The sequence below is a fragment of the Proluteimonas luteida genome (assembly GCF_021191695.1).
Classification (GTDB): Bacteria; Pseudomonadota; Gammaproteobacteria; order Xanthomonadales; family Xanthomonadaceae; genus Luteimonas; species Luteimonas luteida.
Map to the genome: position 1 here is coordinate 78,818 of NZ_JAIWPT010000013.1, position 25,435 is coordinate 104,252.

The 25,435-nt window shown below is 67.5% G+C and carries 26 protein-coding genes; 18 read left to right on the plus strand and 8 right to left on the minus strand.

Annotation, left to right across the window (positions count from 1 at the left end; genetic code table 11):
* The first annotated feature begins 88 nt into the window (after positions 1-88).
* The 6 genes from LDO26_RS12575 to LDO26_RS12600 all read left to right on the plus strand — a co-directional run bounded on the left by LDO26_RS12575 (position 89) and on the right by LDO26_RS12600 (position 4,418).
* Positions 89-883, plus strand: coding sequence for an ABC transporter ATP-binding protein (locus tag LDO26_RS12575; RefSeq protein WP_232131441.1), 795 nt, complete (start codon positions 89-91; stop codon positions 881-883).
* Positions 883-1,626: an MlaE family lipid ABC transporter permease subunit gene (locus LDO26_RS12580; RefSeq protein WP_232131442.1), complete on the plus strand. Its 744-nt coding sequence runs from the start codon at positions 883-885 to the stop codon at positions 1,624-1,626. Before LDO26_RS12575 ends, LDO26_RS12580 begins: the two co-directional genes overlap by 1 nt.
* Positions 1,627-1,726: 100 nt before the next feature.
* The gene (gene mlaD, locus LDO26_RS12585) at positions 1,727-2,272 is read left to right on the plus strand and encodes an outer membrane lipid asymmetry maintenance protein MlaD (RefSeq protein ID WP_232131443.1); all 546 of its coding nucleotides are present in this window, start codon (positions 1,727-1,729) and stop codon (positions 2,270-2,272) included.
* Positions 2,273-2,277: 5 nt separating this feature from the next.
* Entirely contained in the window at positions 2,278-2,973 is a 696-nt protein-coding gene (locus tag LDO26_RS12590) for an MlaC/ttg2D family ABC transporter substrate-binding protein (RefSeq protein WP_232131486.1), read from the plus strand.
* Positions 2,970-3,257: an STAS domain-containing protein gene (locus LDO26_RS12595; protein ID WP_232131444.1), complete on the plus strand. Its 288-nt coding sequence runs from the start codon at positions 2,970-2,972 to the stop codon at positions 3,255-3,257. Before LDO26_RS12590 ends, LDO26_RS12595 begins: the two co-directional genes overlap by 4 nt.
* Before the next feature lie 60 nt (positions 3,258-3,317).
* Positions 3,318-4,418, plus strand: a complete 1,101-nt coding sequence (locus LDO26_RS12600; RefSeq protein WP_232131445.1) for an MlaA family lipoprotein — start codon at positions 3,318-3,320, stop codon at positions 4,416-4,418.
* Positions 4,419-4,563: 145 nt separating this feature from the next.
* Here LDO26_RS12600 and LDO26_RS12605 read toward each other — a convergent pair whose 3' ends face one another.
* Positions 4,564-5,958 carry a DNA recombination protein RmuC gene (locus tag LDO26_RS12605; protein ID WP_232131446.1) on the minus strand — a complete coding sequence of 465 codons (1,395 nt, stop codon included), beginning with the start codon at positions 5,956-5,958 and terminating at the stop codon, positions 4,564-4,566.
* Between the two features lie 1,875 nt (positions 5,959-7,833).
* On the opposite strand from LDO26_RS12605, the gene LDO26_RS12610 reads away from it, so the two are divergent.
* The 10 genes from LDO26_RS12610 (at position 7,834) to LDO26_RS12645 (ending at position 13,918) form a co-directional block, all read left to right on the plus strand.
* Entirely contained in the window at positions 7,834-8,133 is a 300-nt protein-coding gene (locus tag LDO26_RS12610; RefSeq protein ID WP_232131447.1) for a hypothetical protein, read from the plus strand.
* A 56-nt stretch (positions 8,134-8,189) separates the two neighbouring features.
* Complete coding sequence (locus LDO26_RS12615; protein ID WP_232131448.1) at positions 8,190-8,528, plus strand: hypothetical protein; 339 nt, start codon at positions 8,190-8,192, stop codon at positions 8,526-8,528.
* 209 nt (positions 8,529-8,737) lie between these two features.
* Complete coding sequence (locus LDO26_RS12620) at positions 8,738-8,902, plus strand: YciI family protein (protein ID WP_435594081.1); 165 nt, start codon at positions 8,738-8,740, stop codon at positions 8,900-8,902.
* 592 nt (positions 8,903-9,494) lie between these two features.
* On the plus strand, positions 9,495-10,061 hold the full coding sequence (locus LDO26_RS12625) for an NMCC_0638 family (lipo)protein (protein ID WP_435594079.1): 567 nt from the start codon (positions 9,495-9,497) through the stop codon (positions 10,059-10,061).
* 790 nt (positions 10,062-10,851) lie between these two features.
* A complete protein-coding gene (locus LDO26_RS18300; protein WP_435594080.1) occupies positions 10,852-11,262 on the plus strand; it encodes a DUF6188 family protein in 411 nt (136 codons plus the stop codon).
* A 95-nt stretch (positions 11,263-11,357) separates the two neighbouring features.
* Positions 11,358-11,732 carry a nuclear transport factor 2 family protein gene (locus LDO26_RS12630; RefSeq protein WP_232131450.1) on the plus strand — a complete coding sequence of 125 codons (375 nt, stop codon included), beginning with the start codon at positions 11,358-11,360 and terminating at the stop codon, positions 11,730-11,732.
* 102 nt (positions 11,733-11,834) lie between these two features.
* Positions 11,835-12,248, plus strand: coding sequence for a cupin domain-containing protein (locus tag LDO26_RS18235; protein WP_232131451.1), 414 nt, complete (start codon positions 11,835-11,837; stop codon positions 12,246-12,248).
* A 202-nt stretch (positions 12,249-12,450) separates the two neighbouring features.
* Positions 12,451-12,585 (plus strand): hypothetical protein, encoded by a 135-nt coding sequence (locus LDO26_RS18180; protein ID WP_255682220.1) that lies wholly within the window; start codon positions 12,451-12,453, stop codon positions 12,583-12,585.
* Positions 12,586-12,816: 231 nt separating this feature from the next.
* Complete coding sequence (locus LDO26_RS12640; protein ID WP_232131452.1) at positions 12,817-13,161, plus strand: GFA family protein; 345 nt, start codon at positions 12,817-12,819, stop codon at positions 13,159-13,161.
* A gap of 334 nt (positions 13,162-13,495) precedes the next feature.
* Positions 13,496-13,918 carry a PaaI family thioesterase gene (locus LDO26_RS12645; protein ID WP_232131453.1) on the plus strand — a complete coding sequence of 141 codons (423 nt, stop codon included), beginning with the start codon at positions 13,496-13,498 and terminating at the stop codon, positions 13,916-13,918.
* Between the two features lie 94 nt (positions 13,919-14,012).
* On the opposite strand, the gene dcp is transcribed toward LDO26_RS12645, so the two are convergent.
* The 5 genes from dcp to LDO26_RS12670 form a co-directional block, all read right to left on the minus strand.
* Positions 14,013-16,091 carry a peptidyl-dipeptidase Dcp gene (gene dcp, locus LDO26_RS12650; RefSeq protein WP_435594082.1) on the minus strand — a complete coding sequence of 693 codons (2,079 nt, stop codon included), beginning with the start codon at positions 16,089-16,091 and terminating at the stop codon, positions 14,013-14,015.
* A 236-nt stretch (positions 16,092-16,327) separates the two neighbouring features.
* Complete coding sequence (locus LDO26_RS12655; RefSeq protein ID WP_232131455.1) at positions 16,328-17,410, minus strand: hypothetical protein; 1,083 nt, start codon at positions 17,408-17,410, stop codon at positions 16,328-16,330.
* 28 nt (positions 17,411-17,438) lie between these two features.
* Positions 17,439-18,047 carry a lysophospholipid acyltransferase family protein gene (locus tag LDO26_RS12660; RefSeq protein WP_232131456.1) on the minus strand — a complete coding sequence of 203 codons (609 nt, stop codon included), beginning with the start codon at positions 18,045-18,047 and terminating at the stop codon, positions 17,439-17,441.
* Between the two features lie 30 nt (positions 18,048-18,077).
* Entirely contained in the window at positions 18,078-18,503 is a 426-nt protein-coding gene (gene arfB, locus LDO26_RS12665) for an alternative ribosome rescue aminoacyl-tRNA hydrolase ArfB (protein ID WP_232131457.1), read from the minus strand.
* 58 nt (positions 18,504-18,561) lie between these two features.
* Positions 18,562-19,254, minus strand: coding sequence for a pseudouridine synthase (locus LDO26_RS12670; RefSeq protein WP_232131458.1), 693 nt, complete (start codon positions 19,252-19,254; stop codon positions 18,562-18,564).
* 85 nt (positions 19,255-19,339) lie between these two features.
* Between LDO26_RS12670 and LDO26_RS12675 the strand changes: the two genes are divergently transcribed.
* Positions 19,340-22,102, plus strand: a complete 2,763-nt coding sequence (locus tag LDO26_RS12675; RefSeq protein WP_232131459.1) for a M16 family metallopeptidase — start codon at positions 19,340-19,342, stop codon at positions 22,100-22,102.
* 134 nt (positions 22,103-22,236) lie between these two features.
* On the opposite strand, the gene panE is transcribed toward LDO26_RS12675, so the two are convergent.
* Positions 22,237-23,193, minus strand: a complete 957-nt coding sequence (gene panE, locus LDO26_RS12680) for a 2-dehydropantoate 2-reductase (protein ID WP_232131460.1) — start codon at positions 23,191-23,193, stop codon at positions 22,237-22,239.
* Positions 23,194-23,338: 145 nt separating this feature from the next.
* Between panE and LDO26_RS12685 the strand changes: the two genes are divergently transcribed.
* Complete coding sequence (locus LDO26_RS12685) at positions 23,339-23,866, plus strand: hypothetical protein (RefSeq protein ID WP_232131461.1); 528 nt, start codon at positions 23,339-23,341, stop codon at positions 23,864-23,866.
* 75 nt (positions 23,867-23,941) lie between these two features.
* Here LDO26_RS12685 and LDO26_RS12690 read toward each other — a convergent pair whose 3' ends face one another.
* Positions 23,942-25,345, minus strand: a complete 1,404-nt coding sequence (locus LDO26_RS12690; RefSeq protein ID WP_232131462.1) for an OmpA family protein — start codon at positions 25,343-25,345, stop codon at positions 23,942-23,944.
* Positions 25,346-25,435 lie beyond the last annotated feature (90 nt).

Sequence of the window (25,435 nt, forward strand, 5' to 3'; positions counted from 1 at the left end):
TGTACTATCCGGTTCAGTCACTCGGCGGGCATTCAGCCGCAACTGGGCATGCTCGCCGGGTTTTGCACCCATGGATTCCCGGTCCCGCATGAGCGCCGTCCCCACCCCCGCCAATGCCGTCCGTTTCGACGGGGTCCGCCTGGACCGCGGCGGGCGCACGATCCTGTCCGGCATCGACCTGACGGTGCCGCGCGGCAGCGTGACCGCGGTGCTGGGACCGTCGGGCAGCGGCAAGTCGACGCTGCTGGCGGCGCTGACCGGCGAACTGGCGCCGGCGGCCGGCACCGTGGAGGTGTTCGGCGAGCGCGTGCCGCAGCGCCAGCGCGCGTTGCTGACCCTGCGCAAGCGCATCGGCGTGATGCTGCAGGGCAACGGCCTGCTGACCGACCTGACCGTGGCCGAGAACGTCGCGCTGCCGCTGCGCACCCATACCGACCTGCCGAAGCCGGTCATCGACCAGCTGGTGGCGATGAAGCTGCACGCGGTGGGCCTGCGGCTGGCCGCGGACCTGTATCCCCGCGAGCTGTCGGGCGGCATGGCGCGGCGGGTTGCGCTGGCGCGCGCGCTGGCGCTGGACCCACCGCTGATGGTCTACGACGAGCCGCTGACCGGGCTGGACCCGATCGCCTCGGGCGTGATCATGAGCCTGATCAGCCGGCTCAACGCCAACCTCGGCATGACCAGCATCATCGTCACCCACCACGTGCACGAGACCCTGCCGATCGCCGACCGTGCGATCGTCATCGCCAATGGCGGGATCGTGTTCTCGGGCACGCCGGCCGAACTCGAGGCCAGCCGCGACCCGCTGGTGCTGCAGTTCCTGCATGGCCAGCCCGACGGGCCGATCGCCTTCGACAGCGCGCCGCGCACGGAGGCCGCGTGATGGGCGATGCGATCCGCGCGCTCGGCCGCGCCGGGCTGTTCTCGCTGTCGGTGCTGCGGGCCTCGAAGCCGACGGGCGACTTCTTCACCGAGCTGCTGCGCGAGATCTACAAGATCGGCGGGCGCTCGCTGCCGATCATCGCGGTCGGCGGCGCCTTCGTCGGCCTGTCGCTGAGCCTGCTGGCGTTCCGCGGGCTGGAAACCTTCGGCGCGACCAACCAGGTCAGCCTGCTGGTGGGGCTGGGCCTGTACCGCGAGCTGGCGCCGGTGCTGACCGCGCTGCTGTTCATCGGCCGCGCCGGCAGCTCGATCGCCGCCGAACTGGGCCTGATGCGCGCCACCGACCAGATCACCGCGCTGGGGCTGATGGCGATCGACCCGGTGGCCAAGACCGTGGCGCCGCGGTTCTGGGCGGCGGTGATCTGCGTGCCGCTGCTGACCGCGTTCTTCTGCAGCCTGGCGCTGTCGGCCAGCTGGTTCCAGTCGGTGCAGGTGCTCGGCATCGACAACGGCATGTTCTGGCAGACGATGCGCGACGCGGTCGATTTCCGCCACGACTTCCTGACCGCGTTCATGAAATCGGCCGTGTTCGGCGGCACCGCGGCGCTGGTCGCCTCGTACGTCGGCTACCACGCCGAGCCGACGATCGAGGGCACGTCGGTCGCGACCACCCGCGCGGTGGTCAACGCCTCGCTGCTGGTGCTGATGTTCAATTTCGTGATGTCCGCATTCCTGTTCCGGTGACCCGGTCCCGCGGGCCGGTCACAGCCGGTTCCGGACGTGGATGCGAGGCTTTCCTCCCGTCAATGCCGCGGTTGCCGCGGTCCGCTCAAAGGTGACACCCATGACAAGCGCGCGTGGTCCCCGTCTCGAGTTCGCCGTCGGCGCGTTCCTGCTGCTGGCGCTCGGCTCGCTGCTGGTGCTGGCGGTCGCCTCGACCAACGGCAACTTCAGCCTTGGCCGCAGCGCCAGCTACGAGCTGACGGCCCGTTTCAGCAACCTCGGCCAGCTGCGTCCCAACGCGCCGGTCAAGGTCGGTGGCGTGACCATCGGCCGGGTGTCGGGCATCGACCTGGACCCGGTCCGGTTCGATTCGATCGTCACCCTGGCGATCGACAGGCGCTACCACGAGATCCCCGCCGACACCTCGGCGGCGATCCTGACCGGCGGCCTGCTCGGCGAGAGCTACGTCGGCCTGTCGCCCGGCGGCGACCTGGAATCGCTGCAGCCCGGCGAGGAGATCGCGTTCACCTCGCCCGCGGTCGACCTGATGCAGATGGTCGGCAAGTACATGTTCAGCGGCGGCGACGATGCCGCCGGCTCCGCACCGTCGCCCGATGCCCCCGCGTCCGGCGACGCCCCTGCCCTCGACGAAGGACTGACCCCATGACCGCCATGCCCCGGATTTCCCCGCTCCGTACCCACCTGCTTCCGCGCGGCCTGCTCCGCAGCGGCCTGTCGCTGGCGCTCGGCGCCGTGCTGCTGGCCGCCGTGCCGGCGATCGCCGGCGCGCAGCAGCCGGTGACGCCGTCGACCCAGGCCGGCTCGCCGAGCCAGCTGGTGCTGGCCAACAGCGAGCGCGTGCTGCGCACGCTGGAATCGCGGCGCGCCGAGTTCAGCCGCGACCGCGCCGAACTGCAGCGCTTCATCACCGGCGAGTTCGACACCATGTTCGACCGCGACTACGCCGCACGCCAGGTGCTCGGCCGCCACGGACGCGGCGCGTCGGACGCCGACGTCAAGCTGTTCGGCGATGCGCTGGCCGAGAACCTGATGCGCCGCTACGGCTCCTCGCTGCTGGACTTCAACACCCAGCTGCGCGTGCGCATCAAGTCCGAGACCCCGTTGCCGCGCGGCCTGGGCGTGCGCGTGTCGAGCGAACTGCTGCGCAGCGGCGGCGAGCCGATCCCGGTCGACTACCTGATGCGCCAGAGCGGCGGCAGCTGGAAGGTGTTCGACGTGATGGTCGAGGGCGTGTCGTTCGTGCGCACCTTCCGCGACCAGTTCGACGGCGAGCTGCAGAGCAAGTCGATCCGCCAGGTCGCCCAGCAGTTGCGCAGCGGCCAGATCCAGGCCACCGCCGAGCAATGACCGCGGCCACGGCCACCGTCCGCCGCGACGGCGACGCGCTGGTGTTCGCCGGCGCCCTGTCGCGCGATGCCGTGCGCGGCCTGTGGGCCGCGCTGGCGCCGCAGCGCGACGGCGTCCGCCGCCTGGACCTGCGCGCGGTGACCTCGATCGACAGCGCCGGCCTGGCCCTGCTCGCGCTGCTGGCCGGCGCGGGCGGCGTGTCCGTCGACGGCACGCCGCCGGGCCTGGCCGAACTGCGCAGCGCCTACCGCCTGTCGCCGTCGCTGACCTTCGCCAGTGCCTGAACGCCTGCGTCCGACAGCCCGCGCCTGACCGCACTCCCCCGCCCCCACGGGACACGACCGATGCCGACCACGCTCCTCCGCCCGCTCCTGCCCCTGCTGCTCGCCGCGCTTGCGACCGCCTGTGCCGGCAACGGTGCGCCGCGCGAGACCGCGCACGCGCCGGTCGCCGTCGGCGATTCCCCCGCGACCCAGCCGGCCACCGCCATCGGCACGGATGCGACCGGTGACAGCGGCACCGCCGACGCGGGCGAGGTGGTGGTCGCCAGCCCCGAGGAAGCGGCCGTCATCCACGCCTTCGACGACGCGGCGCTGGAAGCGGGCGACGCCAGCCCGGCCGGCGGCACGCCGACCCAGGAAGAACTGGACTACGCGGCGCTGTACGGCACCGACGTCTACGACCCGGTCGCCGATCCCACGCTGCCCGACGCGGCGCAGATGCCGCGCAGCTACGACCCGTGGGAGCCGCTGAACCGCAAGGTCTTCGCGTTCAACAGCGCGGTCGACCGCGGCTTCGCCAAGCCGCTGGCGAAGGTCTACGCCAGGGTGGTGCCGCGTCCGGTGCGCCTGGGCGTGACCAACTTCTTCAGCAACCTCGGCCAGCCGGTCAGCGCGCTCAACGCCCTGCTGCAGGGCCGGCCCAAGGCCGCCGGGCAATCGCTGGCGCGCTTCGTGGTCAACAGCACGCTGGGCATCGGCGGCATCTTCGACCCGGCCACGGACGCGGACATCCCGCATGCCGATGCCGACTTCGGCCAGACCCTCGGCGTCTGGGGCTGGCGCAACTCGCGCTACCTGGAACTGCCGCTGTTCGGCCCGCGCACGCTGCGCGACGGCTTCGGCCTGGTCGGCGACGCACCGCTGTCGCCGCTGCGCCAGGTCAGCGACGACCCCGTCCGCTTCGGCCTGCAGGGCCTGCAGCTGGTGGACCTGCGCACCCGCCTGTTCGTCGTCGACAGCATGCGCGAGGGCGCCACCGACGAGTACGCCTTGATCCGCGACGCCTGGATGCAGCGCCGCGCCTACCAGATCGAGGCCAACCGCCCGGGCCGCAGGCAGGACGAGGACGGCGCGCCGCTGCCCGACTACCTGTACGAGGAAGACGCCATGCCGACCGTACCGGTCGACGTGATGCCGATCGTCCCGGGCGTGCCGACGCCCTGACGCCGCCGCCCCGCGGCACGAGCCCGATCAGGCGTCGGGCGGCTCGGCCGCGGGCTGGCGCGTCGGGATCCCCGCTGCGCCTCTTCGCTGGCGGGAGCACCGCGCGTTCTCCCCCGGTGTTCCGGAGGTCGGGCGTCCCGACCGCTCAGTCGCGCTCGCCGCCGCCCAGCGCATCGTCCAACAGCGATTGCGCGGCCTCGCCCGGCAGCGATTCCACGCCGCGCAGCTGGCGCTCGATCGCGCGCGTGCGCACGCCGGCCTGCTTGATGCTGTTCTGTACCGTGTCGAGCTGGCTGGTCGCCTTCTCCAGCACCGTCGCGAACTTGCCGAACTCGGTCTTCACCGCGCCCAGCACCTGCCAGACCTCGCTCGAGCGCTTCTCGATCGCCAGGGTGCGGAAGCCCATCTGCAGGCTGTTGAGCAGCGCGGTGAACGTGGTCGGGCCGGCCAGCACGATGCGATGCTCGCGCTGCAGCAGGTCGACCAGGCCGGCGCGGCGGATGGTTTCCGCATACAGGCCCTCGGTCGGCAGGAACATCACCGCGAAGTCGGTCGTGTGCGGCGGGATCACGTACTTGTCGCTGATCGACTTGGCCTGCACCCGGATCGCGCGCTCCAGCTGCGCGGCCGTCGTCTTCACCATCTCGACGTCGCCCTTGTCCTGCGCGTCGAGCAGGCGCTCGTAGTCCTCGCGCGGGAACTTGGCATCGACCGGCAACCACACCGGCGTGTCGGCATCGCCGCGGCCCGGCAGGCGGATCGCGAAATCCACCGCCTCGCCACTGCCCGGATTCACCCGCACGCCCTTGCCGTACTGCTCCTGGGTCAGGGTCTGCTCGAGGATGTTCTCCAGCTGCACCTCGCCCCAGCCGCCGCGATCCTTGACGTTGGTCAGTACCCGCTTGAGGTCGCCGACGCCCGTCGCCAGCTGCTGCATCTCGCCCAGCCCGCGCTGGACCTGCTCCAACCGCTCGGACACCAGCTTGAACGACGCGCCCAGCCGCGCCTCCAGCGTCGACTGCAGCTTCTCGTCGACGGTCGCCCGCATCTGTTCCAGCTTCGCCGCGTTGTCGGCCTGCAGCTTCTGCAGCTGCTGCTCCAGCGTCGCCCGCATTTCGCCGATGCGCTGCTCGTTGCGCTGGGTCAGCTCGGCCAGCCTCGCGCCCAGCGCATCGGCGAAACGCTGCTGCTGGTCCGCGCCCTCGATACGCGCCTTGCGCGCGTCCTCGTTCAACGCCTCCCGCAGCACGTCCAGGCGCTGGTCGGTGGTCTGGGTGAACGCATCGAGCCGCTGGTCGGTGCGCGCCGCCACCGCCTGCAGCTGCGCCCCGAACGCATCGATGCGCTGCGCCTGCGCCGTCGACAGCCCGTCGAGCTGCTGCCGCAGCTCGACCCGGCCATCGCGCTGCTCCTCGCGCAGCGCACGCTCCAGCGAATCGCCGATCCGCTCCGGGCGGCGCAACAGCAACACGACGAGCAGCCCCGTCGCCACCGCGACGAGGACCACGAGCAGGATCAGCAGCAATTGGGTCAGGTCCATCCCGACAAGTGTAGCGACGCGCGTCTCAGCGGATGCGCCCCGTCGTCATCGCTGTCCCGGCCCACGGCGCGCCATGGGCGCCACGCCATCCGGCGCCTTGTCCACCCCCCGACCCGGTGATAGCGTTCCGGGATGCAAACCGCCAGACGCCGACACCCCGGGATTAGGCACCCCTGAACCGGCAAGCTATTGATAGATAAAGAAATCCTCTAAATCCGGAGTCAGATAAACTCTGATCAGGTCGATGGATTACACGTCAATATGACTTCGAATAGGCGTTAGCCATCACGAGACACATCTGTGCTTACTGTAGTTCCAGACAAGACTTTTGATCCAACCCTCTGTGAGTGCTGCGGCAAGACGACTCGCGGTGTGTCGGGCTGGATCGAAGATTCAGACAAGACTCTGGCTGCCTACTTGATCCATTGGACTCAATCATCCAAAGAGCACGATGCAAACTTCGATCTTATCTTCGGCAAGTGGGGAGACGAGGCTACGCCAAACGACCGATCCGTAGCTTCGTTCGCATACCGCCCCTCCGAGAGCTCGTTCATGGTCATAGATTCGCGCACTAGGCCAGCCGGGCAGACCAACCAGGTAGCTTCGTTCCCGCTCACACGGGACGAGATTGTTGGTACACCGCTAGCCCCGTACTTGTTCGGCCTCTTGGACGCAATATGGCTCCAAGATCCGCGCATCACCGACATTCGCGGTGATGGCTAACAATTCATTCAAGCCGACGCCGCTTCGCGGCGCGGCTTAACTCAAGCGTTAGGTGGCATGGACAGATCAACGCGAGATTCTTGTCCTTACTGTGGCGGATACTGCCTATCCCGTTGGGCCAGAGCTTGTCTTGGCCCTGCCAGATCTGTTCGGTGTGCCACTTGCGGTCAGCGCGTGAGTGTCGCTTGGCTTCCTGGCATCGTTCTTTCGCTGCTCATTGGCGTAGCTGCAACTTTTGGTGGCGGTGCAGCCGTGTTCTACTTAGTTCCAGACAGTCCGGGGTGGTGGGCCATTGTGTTCGGGGTTGCTGGCCTAATGTCTGCTGCCCCACTAGTTCTGGTCTGGAACAGGTTTGTTCCGTTGGTGGCTCGCAATGCCACCTAACAATTCATTCAAGCCGATGCCGCTTCGCGGCGCAGCTTAACTCGGGCGTTAGGCGCTATGGGAACAGGCACCATCAACAACGAAACAAGGCTGGCCTTGGGCTTGGGGGCCTTAGTCATTGTTTGGCTTGCGGCCGCATACATCTTCCGAGACAGCTTGGGCCTTATCGTTTTCCTGGTGCTTGGCCTCGCAACTTTCATACAGTTTCTTCGTGTTGTTGTGCTCGGCGGCAGGCGCAAGACGCTCAAGGACTTATGGTCTGCACTTAAAGATGCGTTCTGGGGGATAGGATGATCCGCAAGATCAGGCTTGCGTCTCCCGTCGCATCCAACAATTCATTCAAGCCGAACGGGCTTTGTCCGTCGGCTTAATCCAGGTGTCAGGGTGCCATGTCAAAGTTCTCCTGCGGCCTATGCAAAGGCGAAATTCAAGATCATCTCATTCGATCGACAACAGCTCATCCGGAAGGTGAGCTTGTTTGCCCTCATTGCAACACCGTGCTGGTAGTTCGCCAGCCGACACTACTGCAAAGGCGCGCTTACCTTCTAAGCATCGGCGCACTCATGCTGTTTCTACCATTTGTTTTTTCACATTCCATCCCATGGCGGGCTGCTGGGGTCCTGAGCGCAGCTGTCTTCGCCTCTGCAGCCATCCACTCTCACTTTGCATCGCGGACATTGACTCCAGTTCTGCGCAACAGTGGCGCCTAAAATGTCATTCAAGCCGACGCCGCTTCGCGGCGCGCATTAACTCAGGCGTTGAGCCGTAATGACGCGAAATATCAGCTTTCAAGATCAAGAGCTCCTGCGCATCATCGGCGAGGTGCTGCACTACATCTGGGACCCAATCGGCGTAACTGGCGTACCCCAAGCCCGCGACGAATACTATGGCTATGTGCGGCCAGTGTTTACACTTCTTCGCTCCCGCGCTTCGGATGCCGATCTGTCCGCATACCTGGAGCAGATTGTCATCAACAGCATGGGTCTTCCGAGTCACAAAGAGCGCTCGGATGAGGCAGCATCCGTTCTTACAAGCTGGCGCGACTACCAAGCACGGGTTGTCGCCTAACAATTCATTCAAGCCGAATCCGATTCGCGGTCGGCTTGATTCAGGTATTAGCCCGCATGGAAGACGCAATCGCACGCCTGCTGGATCGCTATGCGACAGTCGCGGACGGCTCGAGTGCGCTCCTGCGTTCGGACTTTCTTACCCTGATCCAGCAGCATGCGGTTTCAGAGCCGCATTTCTGTGACGCCTTCGCCCAGGAGCTCGTGTCTCGGTTCGCCTCAGGCGACCTGGACGCGGATCGAGCCGCATTTGCGGCGGACGACCTGCATGCGGCTGCCGACTTCACTCTCCCATCGTTTGCTAGGCGCGTGTTCGCTCTTCTGGAGTATGGCGAGTCGTCGCCGACAGAAGCGCGGCAGCTTCTGGAGGGGTACGGTCCTGGCAGCGCGGCCTGACAACTCATTTCAAGTCGACGCCTTCGGCTTGAACCAACAGCCAACTCCACGGCCAGTGATAGCCTGCGTGGCACTGTCGCGCGCTGACGAAATCTGCAAGACCGATATCGATTTCCGGGTGCCCCGCCGGTATCCTCCGTACCGTCGACAACCTCGCGCCTTTCTCGCAGGGCAAGCGCGCTGCGCTCGACGGACAACGCCGCACATTCATCGACGGACCGTTCGCCGAGACGAAGGGACTGGTTGCCGGGTTCTGGCTCTGGGAGGTCAAAGACATGGATGAAGCTGTCAGCTGGGTGAAACGCTGTCCCAATCCGATGCCAGGACCATGCGAGATCGAGATCCCGCAGTACGAGATGACTGATTTCCTCTAACAAGTCAGCACCGGCCGGGCGTTGCAGCAAGTGCAGCCTGGTCGCTCGCTCTACGGACCTGCTACGGTCCAGTTAGCTCGAACATTGGGGCCCTATGGAAGCAGTACTGGAAGTTGGTGGTTCTCTCGAGCATGACGGGGATCAGCTCGTCCGGTATACCGTGCGGCTCTCGAACGGGGGCTTTGCAGCTAGCACCTCGGCATGGGGAAACCCCGGTGACCATTTGCAACTAGCAGAAGCACTTCAGGGTTTTCCTGCTTCGGCAAACTCAACGGCCATCTACGCCTTCGGCACGCCGGGCGCCGGCTACTGCCAACTCGAGTTCTTCTGCACCGACCGACTCGGACATGTAGGTCTGTGGGTCACCTTCGAGTCGGCTACCCGGTCTGTCGCTCCGAGCAGCATGAGACGGCACGCCTTTTCATGCACTGCGACCCAGCCTCCATTGACACGTTCATTACCCAACTAAGGAGGTCCGTGTCGGGATCACAAAATAGGGCTAATCTTGTCGGCCTGGGGCCCTAACATTTCATTCAAGCCGATGCCGCTTCGCTGCACGGATTTATTCAGCGCTGGCCTTCCGAGACATATCATGCGTAAGCTTCTAGCAACCGCAGCACTGCTTCCGGCTCTTGCGGCAGCATCTCCGCCACCGGACAGCATCAATGCCCTTTTCGCGGGTACGTGCATGAAGCATTTCTATTCGCAGGACAATCTGCGAAAAGCCATGAGTGACATGGGTGCTCCTGAGGCTCCTCCCGACAAGGCGGAGTTTTTTCTTGGCGGAAATCCTGGCAAAGCATGGTTTGTTATAGCGCCCTCCACAACGTATGTGGTTGCGCTACGCGATGATACGGTTTGTGCTGTTTTCGCACAGCGCGCAAACCCCGATCACGCTCATGCCGGCTTCTCGGCCTTGGTTGGTACTGCTCCGGAACCGCTGTTGGCTGCGGTTCAAGACGCAACTGGGCTCGGTCCAAATGACAAGCACACTCGCACCATGGCGTACGCCTGGTCACGTCCCGAGGACAAAGACGAGCTTCTTTTTATCCTCACCACTTCTAAAAGTAGTGAAGCCACCGCTCAAGCCATGGCCTCAATGTCACTGGTAGGCAAGGCTGATAGTTCGAAGGCGATCCCGCTTCGCGGTACGCCTTAGCTCAGGCTTTAGCCGCCATCACAGACATCCGTGCGGGCAGAATTGACGAGACAACTCGTTCCTCCAGGGAGTGGCTGTTGGTTGATGTTGGCTTTGCCAGAAAATCCGGAAGCTGTGGAGCCTCTCCGAGACCAACACGCATCTTGTTGAGCTAGCGGCAGTCTCTGTTCGGCCACTGAACATCGTGCTGGAGGCCCTGCTGTCAGTTGCCTTCGCGCGGACAGGCAACCCCGCCGGCCGATCCATCGAACTCCGTGATGGCAAGTCACGATACTGGTATGTTGGCCCAGACCACACGTTACGGTCAGCGTTCACTGTGTCGGGAATGGACTATGGAGTGCCGCCAGTGATAGCGGTTGGCGGCTGGCAATTCATTCAAGCCGACGTTGGCTCGCAGCGCGGCTTGATCCAGGCGTTAGGCGGCTCTGATGAGTTCCTTGCAAGTCATACAAAGAGCGGCGTGGGCTTCACTAGGAGCTAGCGTCGCGGTCTTCATCCTGGGTATCTGGATGGTTGGAACCTTCCTCTGCCAGCCTCATGGCCCCAACGCGTTTGCTCTTAGCTTGTTCCTCTGTACCGTCTCGATTTTACTGTTCGGTTTTCGTGCATTCCAACGCCGTTCCCTTCGCATTGCTATCGGCACCACGGCACTAGCCGTTCTCGGCGGCCTCATGCTCCTCGCAAGCATCGGGCTTGCCATTCCGGGTTGCTCAGGTGTCTGAGCCGCCTAACGATTCATGCAAGCCGATGCCGCTTCTCGGAACCGCTTAACTCGGACGCCAGACAACTCATGGAAAATCCCTGGACTTCACAGCTCATAGGTCAACCCGTTGAGGCCATCGAGCAATGGGAGGGCTGTCCTTGCGTCGTTAGATTTGCCGGCGGGTATCGCCTACAGATTGAGTCGTTATGGCGCTTGCTCTCTTCCGGCACACTGATGCTCACAAGCCGGGACGATGGCCAGCTTTTCGGCCGCAATGAGCCCGTGCACGTCATGTCGGAGCTTTCCAGCAAGCTGCTTGGCCAAACCCTCAGTGCACTCCAAGTGACACAAGGAACGGCTGACCTCACTCTCCACTTCGGCGAGCAGATCCTCCAGGTTGTCTCGGACTCAAGTGGTTACGAGGCCTGGCAGGTAGATGGCCCAACGGGCACAGTGGCGGTCGGTCAAGGTGGCGGCAATTTGGCGGTCTGGGGCTGATCTGCCCAACACTTCATTCAAGCCGAAGTCGCTTCGCGGCGCAGCTTGAATGCCGGGTTAGGCGGCGATCCACCCGATCCGCAATGGAAACATTTATGCACTCTGACATTGCACAGCTGGAAGAACGCCTTCGTACTGCCATGTCAACGAGCGACGTCGCGGGACTCGACGCGCTCATTGACGACAGGCTTTGTTTCATGGGAGCGGATGGCAATCTGTATGGCAAAGCGGATGATCTTGCGTTGTACCGTTCGGGCACACAACGGATCACGCACATAGCCATTGAGGATTTGCTGATCGAGCAGCATGGGTCAACCGCTATTACAGTCGTCTTGGCTGATCTGGCCGGGGTTCTGAGTGGCCAGCCCTTCGAGGGACGTTTCCGATACATGCGAACATGGGTGCGCGGCGAACTCGATTGGAAGATCGTGTCCGGAAGTGTTTGCAGCGTGGGTGCGCCAGGCCTTTGAGGCTGAATACGCGGCCCAGCAATTCGTTCAACCCGGAACCGTTTCGCGGGGCGGCTTATGGCGTTATGCGCGAGGCTGTGACACCGATGACTGGAATGTGTCGTGAAATCTGAATTACCTTCCGCCGAAGAGTACGCATCGGAGCGCGCAAGATTTTCCGCGCTTGGAGTCGTCGATCTCCAAGCCGTGCAGCAGGAGGTCGTCGAGGACTACGAGAATCAAGTAGCACTCGATATCAACAACGATTGCATGCGCCTGTCTGTGTTCGAGGGCGAGTACCGCTGGCACTTCCATCCAGATACCGACGAGCTGTTCCTGGTCATGGCCGGCGAGCTCCATATCGAATTCGAGGGCGGCACCGAAGCAACGCTTCGTGAGTGGCAGTGCATGGTCGTTCCTGCCGGTACAGTGCACAGAACCCGAGCCGTCGGCCGAACTGTCAACGTCACATTCGAAAAGCAGGGCGCGGAAACCGTGTTCGTTGATCCGCTGCCTAATGATCCATCCAATCGTTAGGGGCACATGAAGATTTTTGCGACGCTTGCGGTTCTTCTAGCGATTTCTGGCTGCGCGCATTGGTTTGGTCCTGCGGATGGCTTCTTCTATGCCGTCGGTTTTGCCCCGGACAAGGCTTCATGCGAGTTGTCTGTCGCTCCCGCAGGCTACGAAGGCCCCCCCAAGGACGCGTGCCGTGTCGGGAGAATTTCGGGAGAGCGTCATGATTCATCCGTCGCGCAAGGGGCACCATATCTCGCTGATCTGTGACAGCGCAGTTCTTGCGTCGCGCACTTTCAAGTACGGTCGTGACTTGGACATCGGCGGGGAGCTGATGGTCAATGGCAGCAATCACTGACAGTTCATTCGAGCCCCCGCTTGCCAATGCCGCCATCTGGATAGCGGCTCACCCTCACCGGCCACCCAGCACGCGATTCCAGCTCGCCGCAGCCGGATGGATCTGGCTGGTTGTACAAGGTGGAGGGCTCGCCTACCTTTATTCCCAGACAGGTGCGGCCTGACAATCATTCAAGCCGGCATTGCGTCGCGGCGCTGCTCGGTTCAGGTGTCAGCCACCTTTGGAGGTCACATGAAATCTGGAAGCTGTCATTGCGGAGCAGTCCTGTTCTCGGTGGAAGGCGAGATCGATCAGGCAATCGAATGCAACTGCTCGCATTGCAGTCGCAAAGGATTCCTGCTCTGGTTCGTTCCGCGACCGTCACTTGCGGTTTCCTCAGGCACGGAACGGCTAACCACCTATACGTTCAACAAGCACGCTATCGAACATCAGTTTTGTTCGACTTGCGGCTGTCAGGCTTTCGGGCTTGGCAGCATGCCGGATGGCACCGAAATGGCTGCCATCAACATCCGCTGCCTGGAAGGCATCGAGTTGGATACCGTCAAACGGATCCAGGTCAATGGGCGTGCGTTCTAGCAGGCGGCAGCCGACAGTCCATTCAAGCACCCGACACCGCTTGTGCCCTACCCGGCAGTCCCCCGTTGAGGTCGAGCCCGCGCCTCGGCTGGGCCCCGGAACGAGGCGACGCCGGTAGGCGCAGTCTTCGCCGGAGCCGCGGCACATCGGTTCGGGTACCCGCCAATACATTCCTGGATGCGCTGGCGGAGCGTGAGTGGCATACCCTGCAGGAAGGGCATCGCCTCATTCGCCGGAAGAAGAGCGATTCCTCATGCCGGGCAGGTCGTTCATGGTGAAAGGCCGTCCATCTTTTCCCGGCATTCCGGCACCTTCTCTGCGAGGAGCCCACGCAATGTCGATTTCCCTCGAGGCTGCACGGCAGGTCCTGCAGTCCCAGCCCTTCAGCCGGCTGCTGGACGCCGAACTCGCCGCTTTCTCCGACGCTGGCGTCGAACTCCGGCTGCCAGTCTCCGCGCAGCTGACGCAGCAGCATGGCTTCGTGCATGGCGGCGTCGTGTCTTATGCGGCGGACAATGCACTCACCTTCGCTGGCGGCGCGGCGCTCGGGCCGGCCGTGGTCACGTCCGAGTTCAAGATCAACTACCTGCGTCCGGCCACGGGCCAGGCGCTGGTCGCGCGGGCGCACGTGGTGCATGCCGGCAGGACCCAGGCGGTGTGCCGCTGCGAGGTCTTCAGCGTGTCGGACGACGGCGAGGCCCTTTGCGCGGTCGCGCAGGGCACGATCGCATCGATCGCCAAGCGGGATGGCGCATAGCGCCTGCATCCGCACTTCAGGCACCGCCCTGTCCCGAAGGCACGCGGTGCCGATGCGCCGTGACGACACCGGCGCATCGGCATTCCGCATCGCCTCACTTCAGGCCGCGGAACTCCAGCAGCGGTTCCACGCTCGGGTCCTTGCCGCGGAACTCGCGATAGGCGGTCGGCAGGTCGCGGGAGTGGCCGATCGACAGCACCTTGTCGCGGAAGACCTGGCCGTTCTCGCGGGTCAGGCCGCCGTTCTCGCGGAACCACTGGAAAGCGTCGTGGTCGAGTACCTCGGCGCCGAAGTAGGCGTAGTAGCCGGCCGCGTAGCCGCCGCCCCAGATGTGGTTGAAATAGCTGGTGCGGTAGCGCGGCGGGACCGCCGGCAGGTCGACCTTGTACTTCGCCAGCGATGCGGCCTCGAACTCGTCGACGTCCTGCTTCGCCTCGCCGGGCGGCAGCGTGTGCCAGGCCAGGTCCAGCAGCGCGGCCGACAGGTACTCGGTGGTGGCGTAGCCCTGGTTGAAGGTGCGCGCCTTGACGATCCTGTCGACCAGTTCCTGCGGCATCGGCTCGCCGGTCCGGTGGTGCTTCGCGTAGTTGGCGAACACCTTGGGGTCGAGCGCCCAGTGCTCGTTGAACTGCGACGGGAACTCGACGAAATCGCGCGGGACGTTGGTGCCGGCCAGCGAGGGATACGTCGTCTTGGAGAAGAAGCCGTGCAGCGCATGGCCGAACTCGTGGAACAGCGTGGTCACGTCGTCGAAACTCAGCAGCGCGGGCTGGCCTGCGGCGGGCTTGGTGAAATTCTCGACGTTGTAGACCACCGGGATCGCGCCGGTCAGGCCGTTCTGCTCGACGAAGTTGCCCATCCACGCGCCGCCCTGCTTGCTGTCGCGCTTGAACGGGTCGAGGTAGAACAGCGCGATCTGGGTGCCGTCTTCGTCCTTGATGTCGAACACGCGCACGTCGGGGTGGTAGACCGGCAGGTCGGTGCGCTCGGTGGCGGTGATGCCGTAGAGCTGGTTGGCGGCGAAGAACACGCCGTCCGTGAGCACGCGGTCGAGCTCGAAATAGGGGCGGATCTGCGCCTCGTCGAGATCGAACTCCGCGCGGCGCACCTGCTCGGCGTAGAAGTCCCAGTCGGCGGCGCCGGCGGTGAAACCGCCGTCCTGCGCGTCGACCACGGCCTGGATCCTGGCCAGCTCGGCGCGCGCGCGCGCGGTCGCGGCGGGCACGGTGTCGGTCAGCAGCTTCAACGCGGCCGCGGGGGTCTTGGCCATCTGGTCGGCGATGCTGTAGGCGGCGTAGTTGTCGAAGCCAAGCAGCTGCGCCTTGCGCGCGCGCAGTTCGGCCAGGCGCTGGATCGTGGCGCGGGTGTCGTTGGCGTCGCCCTTCTCGGCGCGGCCGGTCGAGGCAGCCAGCACCTCTTCGCGCAGCGCGCGGTCGGTCAGCGAGGCCAGCACCGGCTGCTGGGTGGTGTTCTGCAGGCTCAGCAGCCACTGGCCGTCCTTGCCGGCGGCCTTGGCGGCGTCGGCCGCGGCGGCGATCGCGCCTTCGTCCAGGCCGTCGAGCCGGGCCACGTCGGTGACGAACACGCCACCGGCATTGCCGGCGGCCAGCAGCTTGTTGCCGAAGGCGGTCGACAGCGTCGACTCCTCGGCGTTGAGCTTGCGCAGCTCGGCCTTGTCGGTGTCGGACAGCAGCGCGCCGGCGCGCTCGAAGTTCTGCTGGGTGCGCTCGACCAGGGTCTTCTGCTCCGGCGTGAGTTCGAGGCTGTCGCGCTGGTCGTACAGGGCCTTGACCCGGGCGAACAGTGCGGGATCGAGGTGGATCTCGTCGCTGTGCTCCGCGAGTTTCGGCGCCAGCGCCTCTTCGGCGGCCTGCAGGGTCTCGTTGGTATTGGCGGAGGTCAGGGCGAAGAACACGCTGGCGCTGCGGGTCAGCAGTTCGCCGCTGCGCTCCAGCGCCTCGATGGTGTTGGCGAAGGTCGGCGGCTCGGGGTTGTCGGCGATCTTCCGCACCTCGGCCAGGTGCTGGCGCATGCCTTCCTCGATCGCCGGCTGGTAGTCGCCGTCCTCGAGCTTGTCGAACTGCGGCGCCTGGAACGGCAGCGGACTGGCGACGAACAGGACGTTGTCGCCCGGGGCGGGCGCGGCGGACGCGGCATCGTGGGAAGCGGGCATCGTGGACTCGTTGGACGTGCGGTCGCCGCAGGCGGTGAGCGCCAGGGCGATCGCGGAAGACAGGAGCAACGTACGCAACATGGGAAGGAACTCCGGCAGATTCAACGCGGGGACTGGCATCGGCCGCGGGATCTCCGGCCTGCCAGCCGCATAGGGTGCGCCGGTTTGCCGCGATGGGAAAGGTCCCCGGGCCCGGAACGGCCGGCGCCGCCGCAACAGGCTGGCCCCGGCGGGCCCTACTCGGCGAACCGCCGGCTGTCGCAGACCTCCGGGCCGACGTCGCGCATGCCGCCGTTCTCGAACACGCCGACCTGGTGCGCCGGCGCCTCGCCGGGCGTGGCCGCGCCCGGGAAACGCGCGGCGATGCGGCGGGCGGCCGCGTCCTCGTCGGCGGTGGCCGCGGCGGCCAGTCCGGCGGCGCCATCGCGGATGACACGGCGACGCGGATCGGCATCGGGCAGCGCGCGGATGTCCGGGTGCGCATCCAACAACCGGTACCAAGCCAGCGCCTGCGCAAGATCGGGCGTGACCGACTGCGCAAGGAAGGTGCGGAAATGGCCGGTACCGCCATCGGAATAGGCCACGGCCAGCGCATACATGCTGGCGACGTCGCCCTGTGCCGCGGCGCGGGTGGCGACCGCCTCGGCCTCGCCGCGGTAGGTCTGCAACGCCGGCAGGGCGTCCATCAGGTCATGGAAGCGGAACGCGTTGCCGCTGGCGTAGTGGCGCATCGACGGTACATGGCCGGCCAGTGCGGCTTGGCGCCAGTAGCGCGCGCGGGTCGCCGGGTCGGCCGGCGCGATGCCTTCGCAATGCCGGATCGCGGTTTCCAGCGCGGCGATCCGTTCGCGGGTACGCGCCTGCGCGGCGCCGGCCGCATCGCGCGCCTGCTGCGGCAGCTCGGCGGCGCGCTCGCGCAGCGCCTGCTGCTGTGCGTCCTGTCCCTGCAGCGCGCGCAGCTGCTGGCGCTGGCCGTCGCAGCGCTCGTGCTCGGCGGCCACCCGGCAGGCGGCGCGCGCATCGCCGCGGCCGGCGCGCGCGACCAGTTCGTCGTGGATCAGGCGCAGTGGCTGGTCGGAAGGCGGCAGTGGCGTGTCGGCCAGCGCCCGCGCCTGCGCGATACGCGAGGGCGGTGCGGTATCCGCCCCCGCGGCCGGCGTCGCGTCGGTCGCGGCCGGCACTGCGATGCCGGCGCTGCCGGTCGCGGCATCCGCGCCACCGTCGCGCAGCACCAGGACATACCAGATGCCCAGCACCGATACGGACACCGCGACGGCGACAGCGAGGCCCAGGCCGAAGCGACGTCCCGGCGAGGTCATCGGACGCGGCGCGCGCAGGCCGGGCGGCTCATACCGTGCCGCGGTTCTTGCCGATCCACGGCGCGTACCAGGCGCGGATGCGCGCCATGTCGGCATCGGGGTCGTCGCCGGGATGGAATAGCGGGCCGAAGCCGATGACCCGGTCGGGATAGTGCAGGTACAGCGGCAGGATCGGCACGTTGGCCGCGCGCGCGATCTTCAAAAAACCCGATTTCCAGCGCTCGACCCGGCTGCGCGTGCCCTCGGGCGCCAGGCCGTACCAGAACGGACGGCCACCGGTCAGCGCCGCGGCGGCCTGCTGCACCACGTTGGAGGCGCGGCTGCGGTCGATGGGGATCACGCCCAGCCGCTTGAGCACCCAGCCCAGCACCGGCACCCGGAACAGCGATTCCTTGCCGAGCACGCGGACGTCCAGGCCCAGCGCGGCCTTCGCGGCGAAGGCCCACAGGCCGTCCCAGTTGGACGAATGCGGTGCGCCGATCAGCACGAGCCGCGGTTCGTCGGGCAGTTCGCCGACCAGGCGCCAGCCGCCGACGCGCAGGATGCTGCGGCCGATCCAGCGCGCCAGCCGGCTGGGTTTGACGCGCGGCGCCCTGGGCGGCACCGGGATCAGGATGTCGTGGTTCGCTGCGGTCATGCGGCCTCGTGCCAGTGTTCGATGCGTGGTTCAGCTGTCCCAGTCGCGCACGGCGCGACCCCGCTTGATGTTACTGCGTTCGCGTTTCTCGCCGAGCCGCCGTTCCTTCGACCCGCGCGTGGGCCGCGTGGCGATGCGCTTGCGCGGCGCATGCAGGCCGCTGGCGATGAACGCGGCCAGGCGCTCGCGCGCGTCCTCGCGATTGCGCTCCTGGGTCCGGAAACGCTGCGCGTTGATCACCAGCACGCCGTCGTCGGTCAGGCGCCGGTCGCGCTTGGCCAGCAGCCGCGCGCGCACCGCCTCGTCGAGCGACGGCGAATTGGCGATGTCGAAACGCAGCTCCACCGCGGTGGACACCTTGTTGACGTTCTGCCCGCCGGGCCCGCTGGCGCGCACGAAGCGCTCCACCAGTTCCTGTTCCGGGATGGCCGGGGCCGCGGGCATGGTCGTCGTCATCGGCGGCGATTGTAGACGCAGCGGCATGGCGGACCGGCGACACGGCATCGACGCAGGCTCAACCCGAGGCCGTGCCCGGGAACAGCAGCAGCGCGCGGGCGAAGGCCGCATCGGGCGGCGCGTGGATCGACAGCCGTTCGCCGGTCCGCGGATGGACGAACCCCAGCCGCTCGGCATGCAGCAGCATGCGGTGCACGCCGAGCATGCGGAAATTGCGGTTGTGGCGGCCGTCGCCATGGCTGGTGTCGCCGATCAGGTGGTGCGACAGGTGCTTGAGGTGACGGCGGATCTGGCGGAAGCGCCCGGTCAGCGGTTCGGCCCGCAGCAGGGCGTAGCGCGAGGTCGGGAAGCCCGCCGACGGCAGCGCCAGCTCGGTCGTCACCAGCCGGGTGAAGCGGGTCTGCGCCGGCTTCTTCAGCGGCTTGCCGGGGCCGCCGTCGAGCGGGTGGTCCACCATCAGCTCCGCCTCCGGCCAGCCGCGGCAGACCGCGAGGTAGTGCTTGTCGACGCTGCGCGACATCAGCTGCTCGCCCAGCGCGGCGGCGGTGTCGCGGTCGAAGGCGACCAGTAGGCAGCCGCTGGTGGCGCGGTCGAGCCGATGGGCGAGGAAGATCGGGCAGCCGAACTGGTCGCGCAGGCGGTCGGCGAGGAACTCGTGCTCGCCGCGCGCCAGCTTGCTGTCGTGGACCATCATGCCGGCCGGCTTGTCGACGACGGCCAGCCACGGGTCCGCATAACGCACTTCGATCATGACGACACCGGCCTGCCTGTCCGCGGCGGGGCGCCGCGGGCGATCTGTTATTTTCGCCGATCTTCAGGCTCCAGCAGGGGAATCCATGCGCATCGGCATCCGGGCGTGTCTGGTCGTGGCGCTGCTTGGCGCGGCCGCGGCCGCGGCGGCGGTGCCCGGCGCATCCGCGGCGTCGGCGGCTGCCGGCGCTCCGGTGCGCAGCGTCGAGGGCATCGACGAGTACCGCCTCGACAACGGCCTGACCCTGGTACTGTTCCCCGACGCCAGCAGGCCGGTGACGACCGTCAACGTGACCTACCGGGTCGGCTCGCGCCACGAGAACTACGGCGAGACCGGCATGGCGCACCTGCTCGAGCACCTGGTCTTCAAGGGCACGCCCACGCATGCCGACATCCCCGGCGAGATGCGCCGCCGCGGGATCCGCTTCAACGGCACCACCTGGCTCGACCGCACCAACTACTTCGCCAGTTTCGCCAGCGACCCGGACACGCTGGCCTGGCTGCTGGCGCTGGAGGCCGACCGCATGGTCAATTCGCGGATCGCGCGCGAGGACCTCGACAGCGAGATGACCGTCGTCCGCAACGAGATGGAATCGGGCGAGAACAATCCGCTGCGCGCGCTGATGCAGCGGATGATGTCGACCGCCTACGCGTGGCACAACTACGGCAACGCGACCATCGGCGCGCGCAGCGACGTCGAGGGCGTGCCGATCGAACGGCTGCAGGCGTTCTACCGGACCTGGTACCAGCCCGACAATGCGGTGCTGGTGATCGCCGGCGACTTCGACCCGGCGCATGCGCGCGAGGTCGTCGCCGCGACATTCGGGCAGCTGTCCCGGCCCGCACGCGCGCTGCCGGCCACGTGGACCCGCGAACCGGCGCAGGACGGCGAACGCCACGTGGTGGTGCGGCGCATCGGCAACACGCCGTACCTGGGCGCCGGCTACCACGTCCCTGCCGCGCGCCATGACGACGCCGCCGCGCTGGCGGTGCTGGCGCAGGTACTGGGCAACACGCCCAGCGGCCGCCTGCACCGGGCGCTGGTCGAAGGCGGCCGGGCGACCGGCGTGTCCGCGGTGCACTACAGCATGGACGAGCCGGGCTACCTGATGTTCCTGGCCGAGGCGCCGGCCGACGCCGATCTCGACGCGCTGCAGCGCGAGCTGCTCGCGCTGCTGGAAGACGCGGCGGCGACGCCGTTCACCGAGGCCGAGGTCGACGTCGCGCGGCAACGGCTGGTGACCGGTCAGCGGCTGGCGATGCGCGATCCCAACGCGGTCGGCGTGGCGCTGTCGGAGGCGATCGCGCAGGGCGACTGGCGCCTGTTCCTGCTGGCGCGCGACCGGCTGGAAACCGTCACCGCCGACGATGTCGCGCGCGTGGCAGCGACCTACCTGCGCCGCGACAACCGCACCAGCGGCCGCTTCCTGCCCAGCGACAGCGTCGAGCGCACCGCGATCGCCGAGGCGCCGTCGGCCGAGGCACTGCTGCAGGACTACCGCGGCCGCGAGGCGGTCGCCGCAGGCGAGGCCTTCGATCCGTCGCCGGCCAACATCGACGCGCGCACCCGCACCTGGACGCTCGACAACGGCACGCGCGTGGCGGTGCTCGACAAGTCCACGCGCGGGCAGGCCGTGCAACTGCGGATGACCCTGCGCCTCGGCGACGAGACCACGTTGCACGGGGAGGCCGACGCCGGCTCGATGGCCGCCTCGATGCTGATGCGCGGCGCCGGAGGCCTCGACCGCGCCGCGATCTCGCAGCGGCTGGTCGCGCTGCAGTCGTCGCTGCAGATCACCGGCGGCGCATCGAACGTCACCGTCGCCGCGACCACCGACCGCGACAACCTCGCCGCGCTGCTGGACCTGGTCGCGACGCTGCTGCAGGCCCCGACGTTTCCCGAATCCGAGTTCGAGCAGCTGCGCACCCAGGCCATCACCGGCGTGCGCAGCAGCATGACCGAGCCGGGCACGGTCGCCGGGCAGGCGATGCGGCGGCATTTCGACCGCTGGCCGCCAGGGCACCCTTACCACGTGGCCGGTTTCGAAGACCAGCTGGCCGTGCTGCAGGCCCTCGACCTCGACGCGGTGCGCGGTTTCCACCGGCGCTTCTACGGCATGGGCGACGGCGCGACGATCGCGCTGGTCGGCGACGTCGATGCCGGCGCGGTGCGTGCGCAGCTCGACACGCTGTTCGGCGACTGGAACCGGCCGACTCCGTTCGCGCGCATCCCGCAGCCCTACCACGCGGCGGCGGCGGTGCGCCTGCGGCTGGAGACGCCCGACCGGCCCAATGCGGTGCTGCTGGCGCGGCAGTCGCTGCGGATCGACCAGGACCATCCCGACTACGCGGCGCTGGTGCTGGGCAACCACATCCTCGGCGGCGGCGGCATGAAGTCGCGTCTGGCCGACCGCATCCGCCAGCGCGACGGCCTGAGCTACAGCGTGAGCTCGAGCTTCGACGCCAGCGCGCTGGACGATGCCGGCAGCTTCTCCGCGTACGCGATCGCGGCACCGGAGAACATGGCGAAGGTGGAGGCCGCGTTCCGCGAGGAACTGCAGCGCCTGCTCGACGACGGCATCGGCGAGGAAGAACTGCGCGACGCGCTCGACGGCATGCTGCGTGCGCGGCGGACCGGGCGCGCGAACGATGCCGAGCTGGTCGCGCAGATCTCCGGCAACCTCTACCTCGGGCGCACGCTGGCCTATTCCGCCGAGTTCGAGGACCGGCTGCGCGCGCTGACACCCGAGACCGTGCAGGCGGCGATGGCGAGGCATCTCGATCCTGCCGCAATCTCGGTGTTCATCGGCGGCGACTTCGGCGGCAAGGACGCGGATGCCGCCGACTGAGGATGCGGCGCCCGAACCATCGCCAGCCGTGTAGGGCGGGTCTCGACCCGCCGCGCCGGTTGACACCATGGCGGGTCGAGACCCGCCCTACCTCCGATCGGCCCGCGTACAGGTCAAGCGACTGCACGCCCCGCTCAGGGGATGTCGGGCGTCGCGCGGCGCGAGCGGTAGGCCTGCAGGTGGCACCACGCGGCCTGCAGACGCGGCGCGGCGATGCCCGCGGCCTCGGCGCGATGCAGCATGTCGCCGACGATGTGCGCGGCTTCCACGTCCTGGCCGGCCTCGAGATCGCGCAGCATCGACGCGGTCGCCGACGACCCGGCCTGGGTCAGCAGGCCGCGCGCACTGCCGGCCGCGGCCTCGGGAATCGCATGGCCCGCGGCCGCGGCCACCGCCAGGCATTCGTCGTGCAGCGCGGACAGGAAATCCACGCCGCGCTCGGTCGCGACGATGCGGCCGATGCTCGCGCGCATCAGGCAGGTCGCCGCGGCCAGCGCGGCGAGGAACGAGAACTTGTTCCATGCCGCCTGCATGAAGTCGTCGCTGCGCACGCCCTCGAATCCGGACGCCTGCGCGCACAGCGCTTCCAGCGCGCGCGTGCGCGTGCTGCCGTTGCGCGCGCGGTCGCGTTCGCCGAAGGTCATCGACGGCGGCGACGGCAGATGCACGATCTCGCCATCGTCGCCCTTCACCGCGCTGATGAAGCACAGTCCGCCCAGCACGTTGCCGGCGCCGAAGCGCGCATCGAGCGCCTTGTAGTGCAGCAGGCCGTTGAGGATCGGCAGCACCGCGGTACCGGGCCCGACGGCCGGGGCGATCGCCTCGATCGAGCTTTCGAGGTCGTAGGCCTTGCAGCTCAGCAGCACCAGGTCGAACGGACGTTCGGCCGCGAGCGCCGGCAGCGCGTCGGCGGTGACGTGCGCGACCGGGAACGCCGCATCGCCGAGCGCGCTGCGGATGCGCAGCCCGTCGCGGTCCAGCTGCGCCGCGCGCGCGGGACGCACGAGAAAGGTCACGTCGGCGCCGGACTGCGCCAGGCGACCGCCGAAATAGCCACCGGTACCGCCGGCGCCGAGGACGAGGATGTGCATGTTGCCTGCGTGGAAAAGTGGGGGCGCATGATGATGACCACCGCGCCGCGCATCGGCAATCCGGATGCCGGCAGGCATCGCGGCGAGACGGTCCACCTCTATAGTTGCAGGCCCTGGGCCATTGCCCGTCCACAGGAATTCCCCGATGCCGATGTCCTCCCCGACCGTCGCGCGCCATCTCATCGCCGCCGCCGCGCTTGGCCTGTTGCTGTCGGCATGCGGCAAGCAGGACGATGCGCAGCCGACGGCGACCGCCGCAGCGCCGGCTACCGGCAATGCGCTGCCCGCCGACGACGCCCCGCCCGCGACTGCGGCAGTCGACACGGCCGACGACGAAGCCCCGATCGCCTTCACCGGCGACGACATGCAGCGGCAGATGGTGGAGATGGCCGCCGGCACCGGTGGCGGCATGCAGGCGCTGGCCGAAGCCTGCGGACATGGCAACGGCAGCAGCGGAGAGCTGAAGACCCTCGATGCGTCGCAACGCAAGGCAATGACCGACCTGGGCATCGACCCCGAGTACTTCCGCCAGCGCTTCAATGCGTTCTACCGCGAATCGAAGCCGAAGATCGCAGCCCTGTCCAAGGCCGAACTGGACACCCAGTGCAGGCAGTTGCAGCAGATGATCGACGAAGGCGAGCGCCTGCAGCGCGAGGCCGGCCGCACCTCCTGAGGCGCGGCCCCTGCGGCAACGCCCGGGAGGCGGAACAGCCTGCCGCCGGGCGTGCCGCTGTAACCGCACGGGTCCTTACTTCTGCCGCACGAGCTCGACGCGCCGGTTCCGCGCGCGGCCCTCGTCGGTGGCGTTGTCGGCGACGGGACGCGCCGCGCCATGGCCTTCGGACCGCAGCCGCGCGGCGTCGATGCCGGCCGCGGCCAGCGCGGCGACGACCGCCGCCGCACGCCGCTCCGACAGCGACTGGTTGTGCGCGGCGTCGCCGGTGTCGTCGGTATGGCCCTCGACCGACAGCGACAGCGCCGGATCGGCCTGCAGCAGTTCGACCACCTGCGCGATCTGAGGCTGCGAGTCCGCCAGGATGTCGGCGCTGTCGACGGCGAAGTTGACCTGCACCGCGACCCTGCCGTCGGCGTCGAGCTGCTGCTTCAGCGCGGCGGCAGGCAGCAGCCCGGCACTCTGCACGAAGGCCTTGCGCTCGGCCACGACCCAGCCGGCATTGAGGTAGCCGAGACTGGCGAACACCCAGACCTGCCTGCCGTCGGGCGCATCGACGCGGTAGACCTGGCTGTCGTAGTCGTCCCAGCTGTAGCCGGCGGCGTTGCCGTAGTTGCGCTTGACGGCCGCGTCGACGGCGTCGGACTGGCTTTCCGGAATGCGGCCGTCGAACAGCAGCGTGCCGCCGGCCCCGGCCATCATCGCCTCCAGATTGCGGCGCACCTCGTGCAGCGAATACGCACCGTCGGGCTTGTCGAAATCGATCTCCCACGTCCGGCCCTCGACCTGCTCGAACGCGGCGCCCGTCCAGAACGGGAACATGTCGAAATCGCGCTTGCGCGGCGTGTTGCGCGCGCGGTAGCCGGCGGGCAGCTGCAGGTGCGGAAACTCCGCCGACCAGTGCGCGGTGGCCTCGAACGGACGCGCCTCGACCACGGCCAGGCCGGTGCTGACGTCGTCGAACGCCAGCTGGATCCAGACCTCGCGCCCGGGCGCGCGGATCACGTAGACCTGCGTCGGCGTGTCCTGTTGCAGGTTCACCGCATCGATGAAGCCGCCACCGATCTCGTCCTCCAGCGTGCCGTAGTAGATGTCGCGCCGCAACGCGCCGTCGAACACGCGCTTCGCGCCCGCCTGCGCCAGCAGCGCCTCGAAGTTGCGCCGCAGTTCCAGCGCGGAATAGGCCTTGTCGGCATCGCGGTCGCGGTCGACGCCGACCAGCGCCGACCAGCTGGGCCCCTCGACCCAGTGCACGCCGTCGCCCAGACGGAACGGAAAACGCGCGTAGGCGCGCTGCTGCGGACGGTTGACCGGGCGATAGCCATCGGGAAGCGAGAAGAACGGCAGATCGCCCAGGGCCTGTTCGCCGACGGGCACGCTGGCGATATCGAACGGCACCACCGGCACCGGCTGGCCCTCGCGATCGCGCAGGCCGGACGCGGCGGGTGGCGTGGCATCCGGCGCGGCGTCTTCCTGCACCGGCACTGCATCCGCATCGTCCGCCGCCGGAGCGGGATCGGCTTGTGGCGCCTCATCCGCTGGTGCGCTTCCGCCGCATGCGGCCAGACC

Excerpts from the sequence above, each read along its gene's own strand:
- LDO26_RS12575 (WP_232131441.1), top strand. The coding sequence starts at position 89 with ATGAGCGCCGTCCCCACCCCCGCCAATGCCGTCCGTTTCGACGGGGTC.
- LDO26_RS12580 (WP_232131442.1), top strand. The coding sequence starts at position 883 with ATGGGCGATGCGATCCGCGCGCTCGGCCGCGCCGGGCTGTTCTCGCTG.
- mlaD (WP_232131443.1), top strand. The coding sequence starts at position 1,727 with ATGACAAGCGCGCGTGGTCCCCGTCTCGAGTTCGCCGTCGGCGCGTTC.
- LDO26_RS12590 (WP_232131486.1), top strand. The coding sequence starts at position 2,278 with ATGCCCCGGATTTCCCCGCTCCGTACCCACCTGCTTCCGCGCGGCCTG.
- LDO26_RS12595 (WP_232131444.1), top strand. The coding sequence starts at position 2,970 with ATGACCGCGGCCACGGCCACCGTCCGCCGCGACGGCGACGCGCTGGTG.
- LDO26_RS12600 (WP_232131445.1), top strand. The coding sequence starts at position 3,318 with ATGCCGACCACGCTCCTCCGCCCGCTCCTGCCCCTGCTGCTCGCCGCG.
- LDO26_RS12605 (WP_232131446.1), bottom strand. The coding sequence starts at position 5,958 with ATGGACCTGACCCAATTGCTGCTGATCCTGCTCGTGGTCCTCGTCGCG.
- LDO26_RS12610 (WP_232131447.1), top strand. The coding sequence starts at position 7,834 with ATGACGCGAAATATCAGCTTTCAAGATCAAGAGCTCCTGCGCATCATC.
- LDO26_RS12615 (WP_232131448.1), top strand. The coding sequence starts at position 8,190 with ATGGAAGACGCAATCGCACGCCTGCTGGATCGCTATGCGACAGTCGCG.
- LDO26_RS12625 (WP_435594079.1), top strand. The coding sequence starts at position 9,495 with ATGCGTAAGCTTCTAGCAACCGCAGCACTGCTTCCGGCTCTTGCGGCA.
- LDO26_RS18300 (WP_435594080.1), top strand. The coding sequence starts at position 10,852 with ATGGAAAATCCCTGGACTTCACAGCTCATAGGTCAACCCGTTGAGGCC.
- LDO26_RS12630 (WP_232131450.1), top strand. The coding sequence starts at position 11,358 with ATGCACTCTGACATTGCACAGCTGGAAGAACGCCTTCGTACTGCCATG.
- LDO26_RS18180 (WP_255682220.1), top strand. The coding sequence starts at position 12,451 with ATGATTCATCCGTCGCGCAAGGGGCACCATATCTCGCTGATCTGTGAC.
- LDO26_RS12640 (WP_232131452.1), top strand. The coding sequence starts at position 12,817 with ATGAAATCTGGAAGCTGTCATTGCGGAGCAGTCCTGTTCTCGGTGGAA.
- LDO26_RS12645 (WP_232131453.1), top strand. The coding sequence starts at position 13,496 with ATGTCGATTTCCCTCGAGGCTGCACGGCAGGTCCTGCAGTCCCAGCCC.
- dcp (WP_435594082.1), bottom strand. The coding sequence starts at position 16,091 with ATGCCCGCTTCCCACGATGCCGCGTCCGCCGCGCCCGCCCCGGGCGAC.
- LDO26_RS12655 (WP_232131455.1), bottom strand. The coding sequence starts at position 17,410 with ATGACCTCGCCGGGACGTCGCTTCGGCCTGGGCCTCGCTGTCGCCGTC.
- LDO26_RS12660 (WP_232131456.1), bottom strand. The coding sequence starts at position 18,047 with ATGACCGCAGCGAACCACGACATCCTGATCCCGGTGCCGCCCAGGGCG.
- arfB (WP_232131457.1), bottom strand. The coding sequence starts at position 18,503 with ATGACGACGACCATGCCCGCGGCCCCGGCCATCCCGGAACAGGAACTG.
- LDO26_RS12670 (WP_232131458.1), bottom strand. The coding sequence starts at position 19,254 with ATGATCGAAGTGCGTTATGCGGACCCGTGGCTGGCCGTCGTCGACAAG.
- LDO26_RS12675 (WP_232131459.1), top strand. The coding sequence starts at position 19,340 with ATGCGCATCGGCATCCGGGCGTGTCTGGTCGTGGCGCTGCTTGGCGCG.
- panE (WP_232131460.1), bottom strand. The coding sequence starts at position 23,193 with ATGCACATCCTCGTCCTCGGCGCCGGCGGTACCGGTGGCTATTTCGGC.
- LDO26_RS12685 (WP_232131461.1), top strand. The coding sequence starts at position 23,339 with ATGCCGATGTCCTCCCCGACCGTCGCGCGCCATCTCATCGCCGCCGCC.